15 protein-coding genes are annotated in these 15,926 nt (G+C 68.0%); 9 read left to right on the top strand and 6 right to left on the bottom strand.

The window, feature by feature from the left end; genetic code table 11:
* The first annotated feature begins 65 nt into the window (after positions 1-65).
* The 3 genes from PM1_RS19040 to PM1_RS19050 all read left to right on the top strand — a co-directional run bounded on the left by PM1_RS19040 (position 66) and on the right by PM1_RS19050 (position 2,944).
* Positions 66-560 (top strand): PaaI family thioesterase, encoded by a 495-nt coding sequence (locus PM1_RS19040; RefSeq protein ID WP_009619242.1) that lies wholly within the window; start codon positions 66-68, stop codon positions 558-560.
* Between the two features lie 238 nt (positions 561-798).
* Entirely contained in the window at positions 799-2,457 is a 1,659-nt protein-coding gene (locus PM1_RS19045) for a nitrite/sulfite reductase (RefSeq protein WP_009619241.1), read from the top strand.
* Positions 2,441-2,944, top strand: coding sequence for a DUF934 domain-containing protein (locus PM1_RS19050; RefSeq protein ID WP_009619240.1), 504 nt, complete (start codon positions 2,441-2,443; stop codon positions 2,942-2,944). Before PM1_RS19045 ends, PM1_RS19050 begins: the two co-directional genes overlap by 17 nt.
* Before the next feature lie 742 nt (positions 2,945-3,686).
* On the opposite strand, the gene PM1_RS19055 is transcribed toward PM1_RS19050, so the two are convergent.
* Positions 3,687-4,265, bottom strand: a complete 579-nt coding sequence (locus PM1_RS19055; RefSeq protein ID WP_009619238.1) for a TetR/AcrR family transcriptional regulator — start codon at positions 4,263-4,265, stop codon at positions 3,687-3,689.
* A 135-nt stretch (positions 4,266-4,400) separates the two neighbouring features.
* Between PM1_RS19055 and PM1_RS19060 the strand changes: the two genes are divergently transcribed.
* Positions 4,401-5,252, top strand: coding sequence for an alpha/beta hydrolase family protein (locus PM1_RS19060; protein ID WP_009619236.1), 852 nt, complete (start codon positions 4,401-4,403; stop codon positions 5,250-5,252).
* Positions 5,253-5,274: 22 nt separating this feature from the next.
* On the opposite strand, the gene PM1_RS19065 is transcribed toward PM1_RS19060, so the two are convergent.
* Positions 5,275-6,267 (bottom strand): YhdH/YhfP family quinone oxidoreductase, encoded by a 993-nt coding sequence (locus PM1_RS19065; RefSeq protein WP_009619234.1) that lies wholly within the window; start codon positions 6,265-6,267, stop codon positions 5,275-5,277.
* Between the two features lie 55 nt (positions 6,268-6,322).
* On the bottom strand, positions 6,323-7,345 hold the full coding sequence (gene sohB / locus PM1_RS19070) for a protease SohB (RefSeq protein ID WP_009619232.1): 1,023 nt from the start codon (positions 7,343-7,345) through the stop codon (positions 6,323-6,325).
* Between the two features lie 205 nt (positions 7,346-7,550).
* Between sohB and PM1_RS19075 the strand changes: the two genes are divergently transcribed.
* From PM1_RS19075 to PM1_RS19090, 4 genes are all read left to right on the top strand, one after another.
* On the top strand, positions 7,551-8,261 hold the full coding sequence (locus tag PM1_RS19075) for a histidine phosphatase family protein (protein ID WP_009619230.1): 711 nt from the start codon (positions 7,551-7,553) through the stop codon (positions 8,259-8,261).
* 55 nt (positions 8,262-8,316) lie between these two features.
* The gene (locus tag PM1_RS19080) at positions 8,317-8,628 is read left to right on the top strand and encodes an SCP2 sterol-binding domain-containing protein (protein ID WP_009619228.1); all 312 of its coding nucleotides are present in this window, start codon (positions 8,317-8,319) and stop codon (positions 8,626-8,628) included.
* 257 nt (positions 8,629-8,885) lie between these two features.
* Positions 8,886-9,956: a phosphotransferase family protein gene (locus tag PM1_RS19085; RefSeq protein WP_009619226.1), complete on the top strand. Its 1,071-nt coding sequence runs from the start codon at positions 8,886-8,888 to the stop codon at positions 9,954-9,956.
* Between the two features lie 25 nt (positions 9,957-9,981).
* Positions 9,982-10,749, top strand: a complete 768-nt coding sequence (locus PM1_RS19090) for an SDR family oxidoreductase (RefSeq protein WP_009619225.1) — start codon at positions 9,982-9,984, stop codon at positions 10,747-10,749.
* 1,066 nt (positions 10,750-11,815) lie between these two features.
* Here PM1_RS19090 and PM1_RS19095 read toward each other — a convergent pair.
* Complete coding sequence (locus PM1_RS19095; RefSeq protein WP_009619224.1) at positions 11,816-12,463, bottom strand: hypothetical protein; 648 nt, start codon at positions 12,461-12,463, stop codon at positions 11,816-11,818.
* A 100-nt stretch (positions 12,464-12,563) separates the two neighbouring features.
* Here PM1_RS19095 and PM1_RS19100 point away from each other — a divergent pair, with 100 nt between their 5' ends.
* Positions 12,564-13,355: a TSUP family transporter gene (locus PM1_RS19100; RefSeq protein ID WP_009619223.1), complete on the top strand. Its 792-nt coding sequence runs from the start codon at positions 12,564-12,566 to the stop codon at positions 13,353-13,355.
* Between the two features lie 22 nt (positions 13,356-13,377).
* Here PM1_RS19100 and nudC read toward each other — a convergent pair whose 3' ends face one another.
* The gene (gene nudC, locus PM1_RS19105) at positions 13,378-14,220 is read right to left on the bottom strand and encodes an NAD(+) diphosphatase (protein ID WP_009619222.1); all 843 of its coding nucleotides are present in this window, start codon (positions 14,218-14,220) and stop codon (positions 13,378-13,380) included.
* Positions 14,220-15,899 carry a hypothetical protein gene (locus PM1_RS19110; protein ID WP_009619221.1) on the bottom strand — a complete coding sequence of 560 codons (1,680 nt, stop codon included), beginning with the start codon at positions 15,897-15,899 and terminating at the stop codon, positions 14,220-14,222. Before PM1_RS19110 ends, nudC begins: the two co-directional genes overlap by 1 nt.
* Positions 15,900-15,926: the final 27 nt, after the last annotated feature.

Below are 15,926 nucleotides of genomic sequence, written 5' to 3' on the forward strand. Positions count from 1 at the left end.
CCCTTCATGAGGGCGGCGAAACCGGCTAGGCTGGGGCGGTTTCCGCGACAAGAACAAGGCACCCCATGGACAACCTCTCCCTGCAAGACCGCGCCGCGCCCGAAGGCATCTGCTACGGCTGCGGCGGCAGCAACCCCCACGGCCTGCACATCAAGAGCTACTGGCACGAGGACGGCATCCACGTGATGGCCGAGCACCTGCCCGAGGCCAAGTACACCGGCTGGCCGGAGCTGGTCTACGGCGGCCTGATCGCCATGCTGGTGGACTGCCACTCGAACTGGACGGCCATGGCCTACCACTACCGCGCCGAAGGCCGCGAGCCGGGCAGCCTGCCGCGCCTGGACTGCGTCACCGGCAACCTCGGCATCAAGTTCATCAAGCCCACGCCGATGGGCGTGCCGCTGACCCTGCGCGCGCACGTGGAAGGCGAGCTGGGACGCAAGAGCCGGATCATCTGCGAGGTGTATGCCGGCGACGTGCTGACCGCCATCGGCGACTCCATTTTCGTCCGCGTCGATGCCGCTCAGCTGGGCGCCCAGGCCCACGGCCGCGAAGGCTGAGGACCCGCCGCGAGGGCCTGCGGCCAGGCGCCGCAAGCCCTGGCGCGGCGCCGGTGGGTGGAGAAGGTTCCCACGGATGCCGCGCTTATATCAGAAAGTTCTCGCCATATACTCAAACTTCACTTTTACGCATATTCCCTAACTGGTATCTTGCCCGCCACTCCGCGTGGAGCGCGTTGCCGTGCGCGCTCGGAAGCGTAGTACGCCCGAGCGCTATAGCCTGACAGCAGGATTTTTCATGTACGTATACGACGAATACGATCAGAGGATCGTAGAGGATCGCGTCAAGCAGTTCCGCGATCAGACCCGCCGCTACCTGGCGGGCGAACTGACCGGCGAGGAATTCCGCCCGCTGCGTCTGCAGAACGGCCTGTACATCCAGCGCTATGCGCCGATGCTGCGTATCGCCGTGCCCTACGGCCTGCTCGCCTCCCGGCAGCTGCGCAAGCTGGCGCAGATCGCCCGCGACTACGACAAGGGCTACGCCCACATCAGCACCCGGCAGAACGTGCAGTTCAACTGGCCGGCGCTGGAAGACGTGCCGGACATTCTCGCCGAGCTGGCCACCGTGCAGATGCACTCGATCCAGACCAGCGGCAACTGCATCCGCAACACCACCACCGACCAGTTCGCCGGCATCGCCCGCGACGAGCTGGTGGACCCGCGCCCCTGGTGCGAGATCATCCGCCAGTGGTCGACCTTCCACCCCGAATTCGCCCACCTGCCGCGCAAGTTCAAGATCGCCGTCAACGGCGCCGCGAGCGACCGCGCCGCCATCGAGGTGCACGACATCGGCCTGGAAGCGGTGAAGAACGAGGCCGGCGAGCTGGGCTTCCGCGTGCTGGTCGGCGGCGGCCTGGGCCGTACCCCGATCGTCGGCAGCTTCATCAACGAATTCCTGCCCTGGAAGCACCTGCTGTCGTACCTGGACGCCATCCTGCGCGTGTACAACCGCTATGGCCGCCGCGACAACAAGTTCAAGGCGCGCATCAAGATCCTGGTCAAGGCGCTGACCCCGGAAGTCTTCGCCGAGAAGGTCAACGCCGAATGGGCGCACCTCAAGGACGGCCCCAGCACCCTGACCGAGGCGGAAGTGCAGCGCGTTTCCGCGTTCTTCGTCGACCCGGCCTACAAGGCCCTGGAAGACCAGGACGCCGCCCTCGCCGCCCTGGACGCCGAGCATCCCGGCTTCGCCCGCTGGCGCGAGCGCAACACCTTCGCCCACAAGAAGCCCGGCTACGTCGCCGTGACCCTGTCGCTCAAGCCCACCGGCACCGCCCCGGGCGACGTGACCGACAAGCAGTTGGACGCCATCGCCGAGCTGGCCGACCGCTACAGCTTCGGCGAAGTGCGCAACAGCCATAACCAGAACATCATCCTCGCCGACGTCGAGCAGGCGCAGCTGTTCACCCTCTGGGGCGAACTGCGCGAGCTGGGCTTCGCCAGCCCCAACGTGGGCCTGCTGACCGACATCATCTGCTGCCCGGGCGGCGACTTCTGCTCCCTGGCCAACGCCAAGTCGATCCCGGTGGCCGAGGCCATCCAGCGCCGCTTCGACGACCTCGACTACCTGTTCGACATCGGCGACATCGACCTGAACATCTCCGGCTGCATGAACGCCTGCGGCCACCACCACGTGGGCCACATCGGCATCCTCGGGGTGGACAAGAAGGGCGAGGAGTTCTACCAGGTGTCCCTCGGCGGCAGCGCCGGCCGCGAAGCCAGCCTGGCGCAGATCCTCGGCCCGTCCTTCGCCCAGGACCAGATGGCCGACGTGATCGAGAAGCTGATCAAGGTCTACGTCGAACGGCGCACCGAAGAAGAACGCTTCCTCGATACCTACCGCCGCATCGGCATCGACCCCTTCAAGGAGCGCGTATATGCAGCGAATCATTAAGCACCGCGAAGTGGTCGACGACCGCTGGCACCTGCTGCCCAAGGACGCCACCCTGGAGAGCGTGCCCAACAGCGACGACGTGATCATCCCGCTGGCCCTGTGGCTGGAACACGGCCCGGCCCTGCGCGGCCGCGACGGCGGCCTGGGCGTGTGGCTGGACTCCGACGAGGAGCCCGAAGCCATCGCCGGGGACCTGGACAAGTTCCAGGTGATCGCGGTGAACTTCCCGGCCTTCACCGACGGCCGCGGCTTCAGCACCGCACGCCTGCTGCGCGAGCGCTACGGCTACAAGGGCGAGGTGCGCGCCATCGGCGACGTGCTGCGCGACCAGCTGTTCTACATGCAGAGCTGCGGTTTCGATGCCTACGCCATTCGCGCGGACCGCGATCCATATGATGCGCTGGCCAGCCTGGACGACTTCAGCGAGGTCTACCAGACCTCGGTGACCCAGCCGCAGCCGCTGTTCCGCCGGCGGCAGTTGGCCTGACCTGAAAAGCCCCGCCCTGGCGGGGCTTTTTCGTTGGGCCGGCGGCATCACGCTTCTCTTCCCCATCGTCGTTCCCACGAACGTGGGACGCGGCTCCATCGCGAACAGCGCTTGTGCTGGCCCGAAGGGGGATAACCCAGCTGCCTTGGCTTGGGTGTTTCTGCGCCGCTCCGAGTTTGCCCGGCCTTCTTGTTTCGCCCCCTCGGGCGAGTCCCTTTTGTCAATCGCCACAAAAGGAACCAAAAAGGCTTGCCCCGCCATACGGGCCCGATGGAGCCGGGCTACCCTCACGAACTCCCCCGCCACGGAGGCCCGCCCCGAGGGTACGTCCCTGTAGCCCATCGGGGCTCTCGCGACATCCATGTCGCATGACCTCCTGAGCGGGGGTTTCGTTCGGCCTGCTGAAGGGGCGTTTCGGTGCGCTCGGAGGTTTCTCTGGAAGTCCGAATCGCGGACAAAGTCCGCTCCTACAGTTACAGGGAAGCACGGGCGTAGGAGCGGACCTTGTCCGCGATTGGACTCAACGCTCCCGCCGGACACCCCGGTGACACGGCTTTTCGTAGGATGGCGTTGAGCGAAGCGATACCCATCACCACGACCGCATGGGTTTCGCAAGCTCAACCCATCCTACGAAGAGCACCTCGGCGCAAGGAGCGGACTTTGTCCGCGATTGGACTCACCGGCCACGCCGGACACCCCGGAGGCATGGCCAACGCCGCATAACCACGAACGGTCATCCGCCCTACGCCCTGACGCTCTCCCAGGCAATCTGCGCCAGCAGGTCCCGGCAATCCGCCAGTTCCACCCGCGTCCGCCCGGCCAGCCAGTTGCGCACGTAGTCGTGGGTGGGGCCTATCACCACCGAGTTGAACAGCTCGAAGGGCATTTCCCGGAAGGCACCAGCCTGGCGGTGCACCGCCAGCAGTTCGGCGATGCGCCGGCCCTGCTGGCGGTTGGCTTCGCGCAGTTGTTCGCCCATCTCCCCCGCCTCCACCCGGCCGCGGTTGTGCAGGATGAAGCGGGCCCAGTCCGGGTGCGCCACCACCCAGTCGATGTAGCAGGTGACGAACAGCCTGACCGTGGCCTCGGCGCCCATGCCCTCGCGCAGCCCGGCGTCGAGCAGGGCCGCGTACTGGCCGATGCCTTCCAGGTAGAGCGCGCCGATGATCCGCTCGCGGTTGCCGAAGTGGTGGTACAGGCTGCCGATGCTGGCGCCGGAGCGGTCGCGGATCATCTCGATGGTGGTGGCGTCCACCCCGGATTCGCTGAAACAGGCCAGCGCGGCCTGGAGGATGTCGTCTTTGCGGGAAGCTCGGCCCATGGGGTTCCTTGTGCGGATCGCTTCTAGAATATTTTTCTAGAATTAATTTCTAGCCTTCGTATACTGCCCTGACGCGCCGCCATCCTTCAACCCGAATCCACGCAGCCTGACCGGCCAGCCCCAGGAGCATGCAGCATGACCACCCCGCAGCCTCGCGAGATCGACAACGGCCACGGCCAGCGCCTGGCCAGCCACTGGTACCGGCCGCCGGGCGAGATGCTCGGCGCCGCCCTGATCGTCCCGGCCATGGGCGTCGAGCAGCGTTTCTACGGCGCCTTCGCCAACTGGCTGGCCGAGCGCGGCTATCTGGTCGTGACCTTCGATTACCAGGGCATGGGCCAGTCGCGCAGCGGCCCGCTGCGCGAGGTGAAGGCCAACGTCGTCGACTGGGGCCGCCACGACTGCAGCGCCGTGCTCGCGGCGGTGGCCGAGGCCGCGCAGGACAAGCCGCTGTACTGGATCGGGCACAGCCTGGGCGGGCAGATCCTGCCCTTCGTCGACGGCCGCGGGCGCATCACCCGGGCCTTCAGCATCGCCAGCGGCAGCGGCTACTGGCGCGACAACACCGCCGGCCTGCGTGGCCGCGCCTGGCTGCTCTGGCACTTCATCGCGCCGACCGTCACGCCGCTGCTGGGCTACTTCCCGGGCCGCCGACTGGGCATCGTCGGCGACCTGCCGCGCGGGGTGATCGAGCAATGGCGGCGCTGGTGCCTGCACCCGCAGTACGCCCTGGGCGAAGGGGAGCAGATGCGTATCCGCTATTCGGCGGTGCACACGCCCATCGTGTCGCTGTCGTTCACCGATGACGAAATGATGTCCCAGCGCAGCACCGAAGCCCTGCTCGGCTTCTACCGCAGCGCGCCCAAGGTGAGCCGGCGCATCGCCCCGGAACAGCTGGGGGTGAAGCGCATCGGCCACTTCGGGTTCTTCCGCGAGCAGTTCGCCGACACGCTGTGGGAGGGCTACCTGCTGCCGGAGCTGGGCTGAGCGCCCGGCCCCGGCGCGGGCATCAGTCGAGGTTCACCAGCAGCCGGCCGACCAGCTTGCCGGCGAGGATCTGGTGGATGGCGGTGGGCAGGTCGTCGAGGCGGATTTCGCGCACCAGCTCCTCCAGGCGCGGCAGCTTCCACTGCAGCGAGAGCTTGTCCCACATGGACGCCTTGACCACCAGCGGCAGCTCCACCGAGTCCACGCCCAGCAGGTTCACCCCGCGCAGGATGAACGGCAGCACCGTGGCCTTGAACGCGGCGCCGGCAGTCAGCCCGCAGCAGGCCACGCTGCCGCCGTACTGCAGCGACTTGACCACGTTGAACAGGATGTCGCCGCCGACGGTGTCCACGGCGCCGGCCCACTGCTCCTTGAGCAGCGGCTTGTCGACGCCGTCGGCGACGGTGGCGCGGTCGATGATCTGCCGCGCGCCCAGGCCGTTGAGGAACTCGGCCTGCTCCAGCTTGCCGGTGGAGGCCGCCACGCTGTAGCCCAGTTGGGCCAGCAGCATCACCGCGATGCTGCCGACGCCGCCGCTGGCGCCGGTGACCAGCACCGGGCCGGAGGCCGGGGTCACGCCGGCCCGCTCCAGCTTGTCGACGCACAGCGCCGCGGTCAGGCCGGCGGTGCCGAGGATCATCGCCTCGCGCAGGCTCAGGCCCTGCGGGCGCTTGATCACCCAGGCGGCCGGCACGCGGATGTACTGGCCGAAGCCGCCCGGGGTGTTCATCCCCAGGTCGTAGCCGGTGACTATCACCTCGTCGCCGGCGACGAACTCGCCCACCGAGGACTCCTCCACCACCCCGGCGGCATCGATGCCGGGGGTGTGCGGGTACTTGCGGGTCACGCCACGGTTGCCGCTGGCCGACAACGCATCCTTGTAGTTCAGCGACGAATACCGCACCCGGATCAGCACCTCGCCGGCCGGCAACTGGCTGGTGTCGCGCTCGACCACCTGCTGCTCGTAGATGCCATGCGGGGACTCGGTAACCCAGAGGGCCTTGAATGCACTCATCACGCTCTCCTTCTGCAAAGCCTGCCGCGCGGGCGCCCCTGCGCCCGCGCCGGAATCATTGCCAGTAACGGCTGCGCCCCAGGCGCTCCCACCAGCTCAGCAGCACGCGGTCGATCACCGTGCTGGCGCCCACGCCCAGGCGTTCCTGGACGCTTTTCTTCTGCACGTACTGCAAGTGGTAGACGTCAGCCTCGCGGGCGCGTTCGGCCAGGTACTCGTCGCTGGTCTTCAGCTCGTCCACCAGCTTGCGCCCCAGCGCCGCCTGGCCCAGCCAGACCTCGCCGGTGGCGATTTCCTCGATGGCCAGCTTCGGCCGGTAGTGGGCGACGAAGCCCTTGAACAGCTCGTGGGTGGACTCCAGGTCCTCCTGGAACTTCTCGCGGCCCTTGTCGGTGTTCTCGCCGAACACCGTCAGGGTGCGCTTGTACTCGCCGGCGGTGAGCACCTCGAAATCGATGTCATGCTTCTTCAGCAGGCGGTGCACGTTGGGCAGCTGCGCCACCACGCCGATGGAACCGAGGATGGCGAAGGGCGCGGACAGGATGCGCTCGCCGATGCAGGCCATCATGTAGCCGCCGCTGGCGGCGATCTTGTCGACGCACACGGTCAGCGGCACGCCGGCCTGGCGGATGCGCGCCAGCTGCGAGGCGGCCAGGCCGTAGCTGTGGACCATGCCGCCGCCGCTCTCCAGGCGCAGCACCACTTCGTCCTTGGGCGTGGCCAGGCTGAGCAGCGCGGTGATCTCGTTGCGCAGGTGCTCGGTGGCCGAGGCCTTGATGTCGCCATCGAAGTCCAGCACGTAGACGCGGCTCTTCTGCGCGCCGGCCTTCTTCGCCTGCTTGGCGGCCTTGTGCTCGGACTTGCGCAGGGCCTTGAGCTTGTCCTTGTCGAGCACGCTGCCCTGCAGGCGCTCACGCAGGTCCTTGTAGAAGTCGTTGAGCTTGCGCACTTCCAGATGGCCCGAGCTGCGCCGCCCGCGGCCGCGCAGGGCGGCGACCACCACCAGCACCACCAGCACCGCCACCAGCACGGTGAAGGTCCTGGCCAGGAAACCCGCGTAATCCAGAAGAAACTCCACACTTCCCCCTATCAACCTGTGCCCCGCCCGCCGACCGGGCCGGGGAATCCCGCAAGCATACCCAGCCCGCCGGGCCGCAGCCAGCGCTGGCGAACGCCTTCATCAGCGTTGGGAATAGCATTCAAACAAGCGTATGTTTTTTCGTTGACAGCCCAAAGCCTTCCTCATACCCTCGCCGGAACTTTCCCCCTGCCGAGGTCCGTGCGTGGGCAGCATCTATCTGATTCGACATGGCCAGGCTTCGTTCGGCGCCGACGACTACGACGTGCTCTCGGCGACCGGCGTGCGCCAGGCCCAGGTCCTGGGCGAACACCTGGCGGGCCTGGGCCTGCGCCTGGACCGCTGCCTGGCCGGCGACCTGCAGCGCCAGCGCCACACCGCCAGCGAAGCCCTGGGGCGCATGCGCGAAGCCGGGCTCGAGGTGCCGGAGCTGGAGATCGACGCCGCCTTCAACGAGTTCGAGGCCGACGCGGTGATCCGCGCCCACCTCGACGACCTGCTGCAGCACGAGCCCCAGGCCCTGCACATCCTGCGCAACGCCGCGCAGCACCGCGGCGAGTTCCAGCGCCTGTTCTCCTACGTGATCGCCCGCTGGGTTTCCGGCGAGCACCACAAGGACGGCCTGGTCAGCTGGCAGGAATTCCTCGACACCGTGCACGACGGCCTGCAGCGCCTACTGCGCCAGGCCAGCGGCAAGGACAACATCGCCGTGTTCACCTCCGGCGGGACCATCACCGCCGTGCTCCAGCAGATCGTCGGCATGCCGGCGATCAAGGCCTTCGAGCTGAACTGGCAGATCGTCAACACTTCGCTCAGCCGCCTGAAGTTCCGTGGCGACGAAGTGTCCCTGGCTTCCTTCAACAGTCACGTGCACCTGGAACTGTTGAGGGCGCCGGAGCTCATCACCTATAGATGAGCCCGGCCCATTGCGCCCCCGGGCGCGCGAGAAAACCTAGAAAAGGGATAGAACCATGAGCGTTGCTGACATCGTCTCCACCATGAAGAGCAAATTCAACGCTGGCGCCGCCGCCGGCCTGGACCTGGTCTTCCAGTTCAACATCGAGGACGGCGACAACCACTACCTGGTGGTCAAGGATGGCACCTGCGAAGTCGTGCAGGGCGATGCGCCGAACCCCAACGTCACCCTGATCATGGACAGCGAGACCCTCAAGGGCATCACCAGCGGCGAAACCGACGGCATGCAGGCCTTCATGGCCGGCAAGCTGCGCGCCGAAGGCGACATGATGCTGGCCATGAAGCTGGGCGAGCTGTTCCCGGTCTGACCTGGAGCGCTGCCTGCCGGCACGAGAAACCGGGGCCCCGCGGCTCCGGTTTTTTTTCGCCCGCGCCGCTCTGGCAAAGGCGTATCAGGCAGCCTGATCGGGGTCCAACACGCTCGCCAATAACGCCCTGCGGCGCTTGTGGGGGTAGCAGGCGAGCATTAGATTAGCCAATTATCTCGGGACACCATTATTGCCCTGCATGATGGATCCCGGGCGCCGCTGCCCCGGCAACTACCGACTACAAGAAAGGGATAAGCATGTCGCTGACTGACCAGTCCACCCGCATCCGCCAAGGCGAAGAGCTCGACGCCGCGGTCATCGATCCCTACCTGAAGGCCCACATTCCCGGCCTGCAGGGCGAGCCGAAGATCAGCCAGTTCCCTGGCGGCGCCTCGAACCTGACCTACCTGCTGGAATACCCCAGCCACGAGCTGGTGCTGCGCCGCCCGCCGTTCGGCCGCAAGGCCAAGTCGGCCCACGACATGGGCCGCGAGTACCGCATCCTCAACCAGCTCAACGCCGGCTTCCCGTACTGCCCGAAAGCCTACGTGCACTGCACCGACGAGTCGGTGATCGGCGCCGAGTTCTACGTGATGGAGCGCGTCAACGGCATCATCCTGCGCGCCGACCTGCCGCCGGAGCTCAAGCTCGACGCGCAGCAGGCCAACACCCTGTGCAAGAACTTCATCGACCGCTTCGTGGAACTGCACAACGTCGACTACCAGGCCTGCGGCCTGGGCGACCTGGGCAAGCCCGAGGGCTACGTGCAGCGCCAGATCGAAGGCTGGAGCGACCGCTACGAGAAGGCCCTGACCCCCGACGCGCCGAGCTGGGAAGCGGTCAAGGCCTGGCTGCGCGAGAAGATGCCGGCCGACCACCCCAAGCCGGGCATCGTGCACAACGACTACCGCTTCGACAACGTCATCCTCGACCCCAAGGACCCGATGCGCATCATCGGCGTGCTGGACTGGGAGCTGACCACCATCGGCGACCCGCTGATGGACCTGGGCAACACCCTCGCCTACTGGATCGAAGCCGACGACCCGGCGCCGGTGCAGCTCATGCGCCGCCAGCCGAGCCACCTGCCGGGCATGCTGACGCGCCAGCAGTTCGCCGACTACTACGCCGAACGCGCCGGCCTGCCGCGCATCGACAACCTCGACTTCTACTACACCTACGGCCTGTTCCGCCTGGCCGGCATCGTGCAGCAGATCTACTACCGCTACTTCCACGGCCAGACCCAGGACAAGCGCTTCGCACAGTTCATCCACATGAACAAGCTGCTGGAGCAGATGAGCCTGCAGGTCATCGGCAAATCGCGCCTGTAACGACGATCACAACAAGGGGAACCCCATGTCCAAGACCAACCTGTTCGACCTCGACGGCAAGATCGCCTTCGTCTCCGGCGCCAGCCGCGGCATCGGCGAGGCCATCGCCAAGCTGCTGGCCCAGCAAGGCGCCCACGTGATCGTCTCCAGCCGCAAGATCGAGGGCTGCCAGGAAGTGGCCGACGCCATCAATGCCGCCGGCGGCAAGGCCACCGCCATCGCCTGCCACATCGGCGAGATGGAGCAGATCCAGAGCGTCTTCGCGCAGATCCGCGAGCAGTTCGGCCGCCTGGACATCCTGGTCAACAACGCCGCCACCAACCCGCAGTTCTGCAACGTGCTGGACACCGACCTGGGCGCCTTCCAGAAGACCGTGGACGTGAACATCCGCGGCTACTACTTCATGTCCATCGAAGGCGGCAAGCTGATGAAGGAGAACGGCGGCGGCAGCATCATCAACGTCGCCTCGATCAACGGCGTCAGCCCCGGCGAGTTCCAGGGCATCTACTCGGTGACCAAGGCTGCGGTGATCAGCATGACCAAGGTCTTCGCCAAGGAATGCGCGCAGTTCGGCATCCGCTGCAACGCCCTGCTGCCGGGCCTGACCGACACCAAGTTCGCCTCGGCGCTGGTGAAGAACGACAGCATCCGCAACGCCGCCCTGCAGCGCATCCCGCTCAAGCGCGTGGCCGACCCGAGCGAAATGGCCGGCGCCGTGCTGTACCTGGCCAGCAGCGCCTCCAGCTACACCACCGGCGTGGCGCTGAACGTCGACGGCGGGTTCCTGGCCTGATCGCGCAAGCGCAATGGCAAAGGGAGCCTTCGGGCTCCCTTTTTCGTTGGGCGATCCGTCGATGCACGCCTCCCCGCAACCTGTAGGAGCGGGCCCTGCCCGCGATTTCGCGCGCAGGGCGCGCTCCTACATGGAAATGGCGTGGGTGGGGCAGCGTAGGAGCGGATCTTATCCGCGAATCGCGCCGGGACGTCCGGCCATCGCGGACAAGGTCCGCTCCTACGGGGGAAGGAATACCGTGCCTCCCGGCGACCTGTAGGATCGGGCCCTGCCCGCGATTTCGCGCGCAGGGCGCGCTCCTACAGGGGAATGGCGCGGGTGGGGCAGCGTAGGAGCGGATCTTATCCGCGAACCGCGCCGGGGCGTCCGGCTATCGCGGACAAAGTCCGCTCCTACGGGGGAAGGAATACCGTGCCTCCCGGCGATCTGTAGGAGCGGGCCCTGCCCGCGATTTCGCGCGCAGGGCGCGCTCCTACAGGGGAATGGCGCGGGTAGGCGGCGTAGGAGCGGATCTTATCCGCGAATCGCGCCGGGGTGTCCGGCCATCGCGGACAAGGTCCGCTACGGGGAGGAATACCGTGTTTCCCGGCAACCTGTAGGAGCGGGCCCTGCCCGCGAAATCGCGCGCAGGGCGCGCTCCTACATGGAGTGGCGTGGGTGGGGCCGCGTAGGAGCGGATCTTATCCGCGAACCGCGCCGGGATGTCCGGCTATCGCGGACAAGGTCCTCTCCTACGGGGGAAGGAATACCGTGCCTCCCGGCGACCTGTAGGAGCGGGCCCTGCCCGCGATTTCGCGCGCAGGGCGCGCTCCTACAAGGGAATGGCGCGGGTGGGGCAGCGTAAGCGGATCTTATCCGCGAATCGCGCCGGGGTGTCCGGCCATCGCGGACAAGGTCCGCTCCTACGGGGGAGGAATGCCGTGCCTCCCGGCGGGTGGGGCGACGTAGGATGGCGTTGAGCGAAGCGATACCCATCACCACGACCGCATGGGTTTCGTAAACTCAACCCATCCTACGAAAAACCTCTCGGCGCAACCGGCAAGACAGTTGCTCCGGTGCAGCCCGCCTACCGCCACTCCCGCAGCGCCTGTTGCGCCGCGGCGTTGACCGGTTCCGCCTCCAGGCCCGCGGGGCCCAGGCGGACGCTGTAGACCGCCTGGTCCGCCATGGGCAGGAAGTTCACCCGCGCCGCCAGCGGCCGGAAGGTCAGCAGGTCGTGCTGGCCGTCGCGCAGCCAGCGCCACAGGTCGAAGCCGTAGGGGCTTTGCGCCAGCACCTGCTGCCGGGCCTGGGCCTGTTGCTGCTCGATGGCCAGGTAGCGGCCGGCCAGGCCCTGCAGGCGGTAGCCGGGGTCCAGGCCGATCAGCGCGGCCAGGCCGCGCCACTGCATCAGGCGCACGTCCAGTTGCCAGAGGTCGCCGCCCAGCTCGACGCGGCGTTCGCGGTCACCTTCGAGGATCTTCACCTCGTAGCGCTGCGGCGCCAGGCGCTGGAAGCTCAGGGTCGCCAGCGGCCGCTCGGCGGGCAGCGCGTCGTAGCTGCTCAGGTCCCAGGCCGCCAGGCCCAGCGCCAGCGCGGCGGCGACGAAGGCCAGGCCGGCGCAGCCGCGCAGCCAGCCGAGGAACCAGTGGCGGTCGAAGAGGATGCGTGCGGCGACCAGCAGCGCCAGCAGGGCGATCAGCGCGAACGTCCAGGCCAGGCCGTCGTACTGCATTGAATCAGTTCCTTGCGGGTAGAATTGCCGGCATTATGCGCACCCCTCGACGCGACGGCCAGCCGTGGCGTCGCAGCCTTGAACCCAGGTCGTACTTTTCATGCCCTTCACCCTCCCCTTCGAGCTGGCCATCGACCCGCTCACCCTGCTGATCCTCGCCGTCGTGGCCTTCCTCGCCGGCTTCATCGATGCCATCGCCGGCGGCGGCGGCCTGCTGACCATCCCCGCCCTGCTCACCGCCGGCGTGCCGCCGCACCTGGCGCTGGGCACCAACAAGCTGAGTTCCACCTTCGGCTCGGCCACCGCCAGCTACACCTTCTACAAGCGCAAGCTGTTCCACCCGGCGAAGTGGCGCAACGGCCTGCTCGCCACCGCCATAGGCGCGGCCGTCGGCGCCTGGGCCGCGCACCTGCTGCCGGCGGAATGGCTGAACCGCATGTTGCCGGTGGTGGTGTTCTCCTGCGGGATCTACATGCTCTTCGGCGGCACACCCAAGGCGCCGCTGGACGCCGACGCCCCGGTCGGGCGCAGGCGCCAGTGGCCGCAAGGCCTGGGCCTGGGCTTCTACGACGGCGTGGCCGGCCCCGGCACCGGCGCCTTCTGGACCGTCAGCAGCCTGCTGATGTACCCCCTGGACCTGGTCCGCGCCAGCGGCGTGGCGCGCACCATGAACTTCGTCAGCAACATTGTGGCGCTGGTGGTGTTCGTCGCTTCCGGCCAGGTGGTCTGGCTGCTCGGGCTGTGCATGGGCAGCGCGCTGATGGTCGGCGCCTACCTGGGCGCGCGCACCGCCATCGGTGGCGGCGCCAGGTTCATCCGCCCGGTGTTCATCCTGGTGGTGCTGGCGCTGACCGCGCGCCTGGTCTGGCAACACTGGCTCAGCGCGGCTTGAAGCGCGGGGAAAGCGCCGGGCGTCAGTAGCCGCCGCCCGGCAGGATGGGATCGGGCCGCCCGGCGCGGCGCGCCAGCCAGGTCTCGATCAGGTAGCGGGCGATGGAACGCCCGGCCGGCAGGCGCGGCAGCGAGTCGTAGGGGAACCACTGGGCGTCTTCGATCTCGTCCGGCTGGCAGACGATCTCGCCGCTGACGTACTCGGCGTGGAAGCCGAGCATCAGCGAATGCGGGAAGGGCCAGTTCTGGCTGCCCAGGTAGCGGATGTTGCCGACCTGCAGCCCCACCTCTTCCTTCACCTCGCGGGCCACGCAGTGCTCCACCGACTCGCCCGGCTCGACGAAGCCGGCCAGGGTGCTGTACATGCCCGGCACGAAGCGCGGCGAGCGCGCCAGCAGCAGTTCGTCGCCGCGGGTGACCAGGACGATCATGCTCGGCGACAGCAGCGGGTAGCGCTGGATGTCGCAGGCGTCGCAGCGCATGGCGCGTTCGCGCGGCACGGCGCGCATCGGCTGGCCGCAGCCGCCGCAGAAACGGTTCTCGCGGGCCCAGGTGCCGACCTGGCTGGCGAAGCCGAGCATGGCGAACTGGTCTTCCTCGGCTTCGAGCATGACGTGGCGCAGGCCTATCCAGCTGCAGCCCTCGACGCTGGCGGGAGACTCCAGCTCCAGCAGGTACACGGCATCGCCATCGAAGTGGCCGACGCCCTGCTCGGAGAGCACCGGCAGGTCCTGGCGCTTGAGCCAGTCACGGGGGAAGAGCACGCCATTGGCATCGCCGAGGAATTGCTGGCGATAGTGGGCCACGGCCCAACCACCCTTTTCCGCCGGGTCGAGCCAGGCGGACTCCCAACGTCCGGTACGCATCAGGCAGCCACCTCCAGGCCGAGGGCGCGCACGCTCTCGCTGGCCACGTCCAGCACGTCGGGCTGGCCTTCGGGACGCAGCACGGCGCCGCCCTCCAGGTAGTATTCGAGGCCGGTCAGGGCATCGGCCAGGGTTTCCAGCATCTGCTCGGACGGCATCTGCGTGGTTTCGATCATCTGCCGCTGGATGTAGTCGGCGCAAGCCCCGACCAGCCGGGCGGCGCGTTCCTGGCCGAGGAACCAGAGCCCGCCGCGCACGGCCTGCAGGCTGCCGGGGACGTTGGCCAGGTGCAGCTTGTCGCCGTTGGATTCCAGGTAGGCGGTGATCGCCCGCTTGGCCAGGGCCAGGCCGCCCTGGGCTTCATCGATGACCACGATGCGCGCCTCGGCCAGCTGGTGCACGGCGAAGGACTCGGCGGTGGGCTCGAGGTCGATGATGGCGGGGGCGGCCATGCGCTCGCCGCGTTCCAGGCTGCCGACCAGGCTTTCCACGTAGAGCAGCGCGTCGGCCAGGGCGTTCAGCGCCACCGGCGACTCCACCGCGCCCCTGACCACCCAGCCGGACACCACCGAGACCTGGCCCTGCAGCACGTTGGCCGCGGAGTTCAGGCCGACCATGCCGAGAGTCTTGGCCAGCTTGCCCAGCTGGGTGTGCAGGGTGCCCAGGGCATCGGCCGGGGACACGCCGCGCTCGATCAGGTCGAGCTGGTCCTTGACCGTGGTGAGTTCCTCGCGGATGGCCGCCGACAGCGAGCGCATCACCGCCTGGCCGGGACCGGACAGGCGCTGCGACTCGTCTTCCAGCAGGTGGTCGGTGAACGGCAGCGGCGCCAGGCCGAACACCTCGCGCAGCTCGCTGGCCCGCGGGCCGCGGGTGTCGGCCAGGGCTGTGAGGTAGAGCAGTTCCTTGAGCAGCTGGCGCGGCGCCTCGTAGTTGGCGTTGGCCAGCAGCTGCTTGAGTTCCCGATCCAGGCGCGAGAACAGCTGCTTGCGCGCCTTGCGCGGCAGCATCTGCGCATCCACCAGGGCTTCCAGGGCGCCCGCGCCTATCCAGCACAGGCGGCTGCGCTGGCCGTAGCCGAGCAGCGCGTCGAGGCGCGCCAGGGCGCGCCCCATCAGCTTGAGGCCGGAGTAATGGTCCTGTTCGCGCACCAGGGCGAGCAGGCCGACCTGGTACATGTGCCGCAGGCGGCGGACTTCCTGGGCGCGGTCGGCCACCGTGGGCACCGCGCGGGGCGCCGCCGGGCGCGGCAGGTCCAGGCGCGCGCTGAAGAAGAAGCTCTCCGGCAGCACCGGCTGGCCGGCGGCCAGGCGCACGTCGTTGATCGCCGGCAGCAGCAGCTCGGGGATTTCCTGGCGGTTGGCCTCCAGGTTCTCCAGGTAGCGGCGCAGCACGTACAGGGCATTGCCCAGAGCGGCCAGCTGGCCGTCGCGCTCCTCGCCGACACCGGTGGGGATGTCGGTGGCCAGCTGCAGGGCTTCCTGGGCCAGCAGCTCGGCGCCGGCCAGTTCGATCAGGTTGAGGGTGCCGCGGATCTGCGCCAGGCATTCGACCGCGTGTTGCAGCAGGCTGCCGTTCTGGCGCTCGGCGATGAATTGCTCGAGGTTCTGCTCGGCCTGCTCCATGGTGGCGAAGAGTTCATCGCGCACCAGACTGAGGGAGGTGGCTCCAGTGACCATCGGGCTAACGCGCCTCCTGCGCGAGGG

The sequence above is a fragment of the Pseudomonas sp. M1 genome (assembly GCF_022760135.1).
Lineage (GTDB): Bacteria > Pseudomonadota > Gammaproteobacteria > Pseudomonadales > Pseudomonadaceae > Pseudomonas > Pseudomonas citronellolis.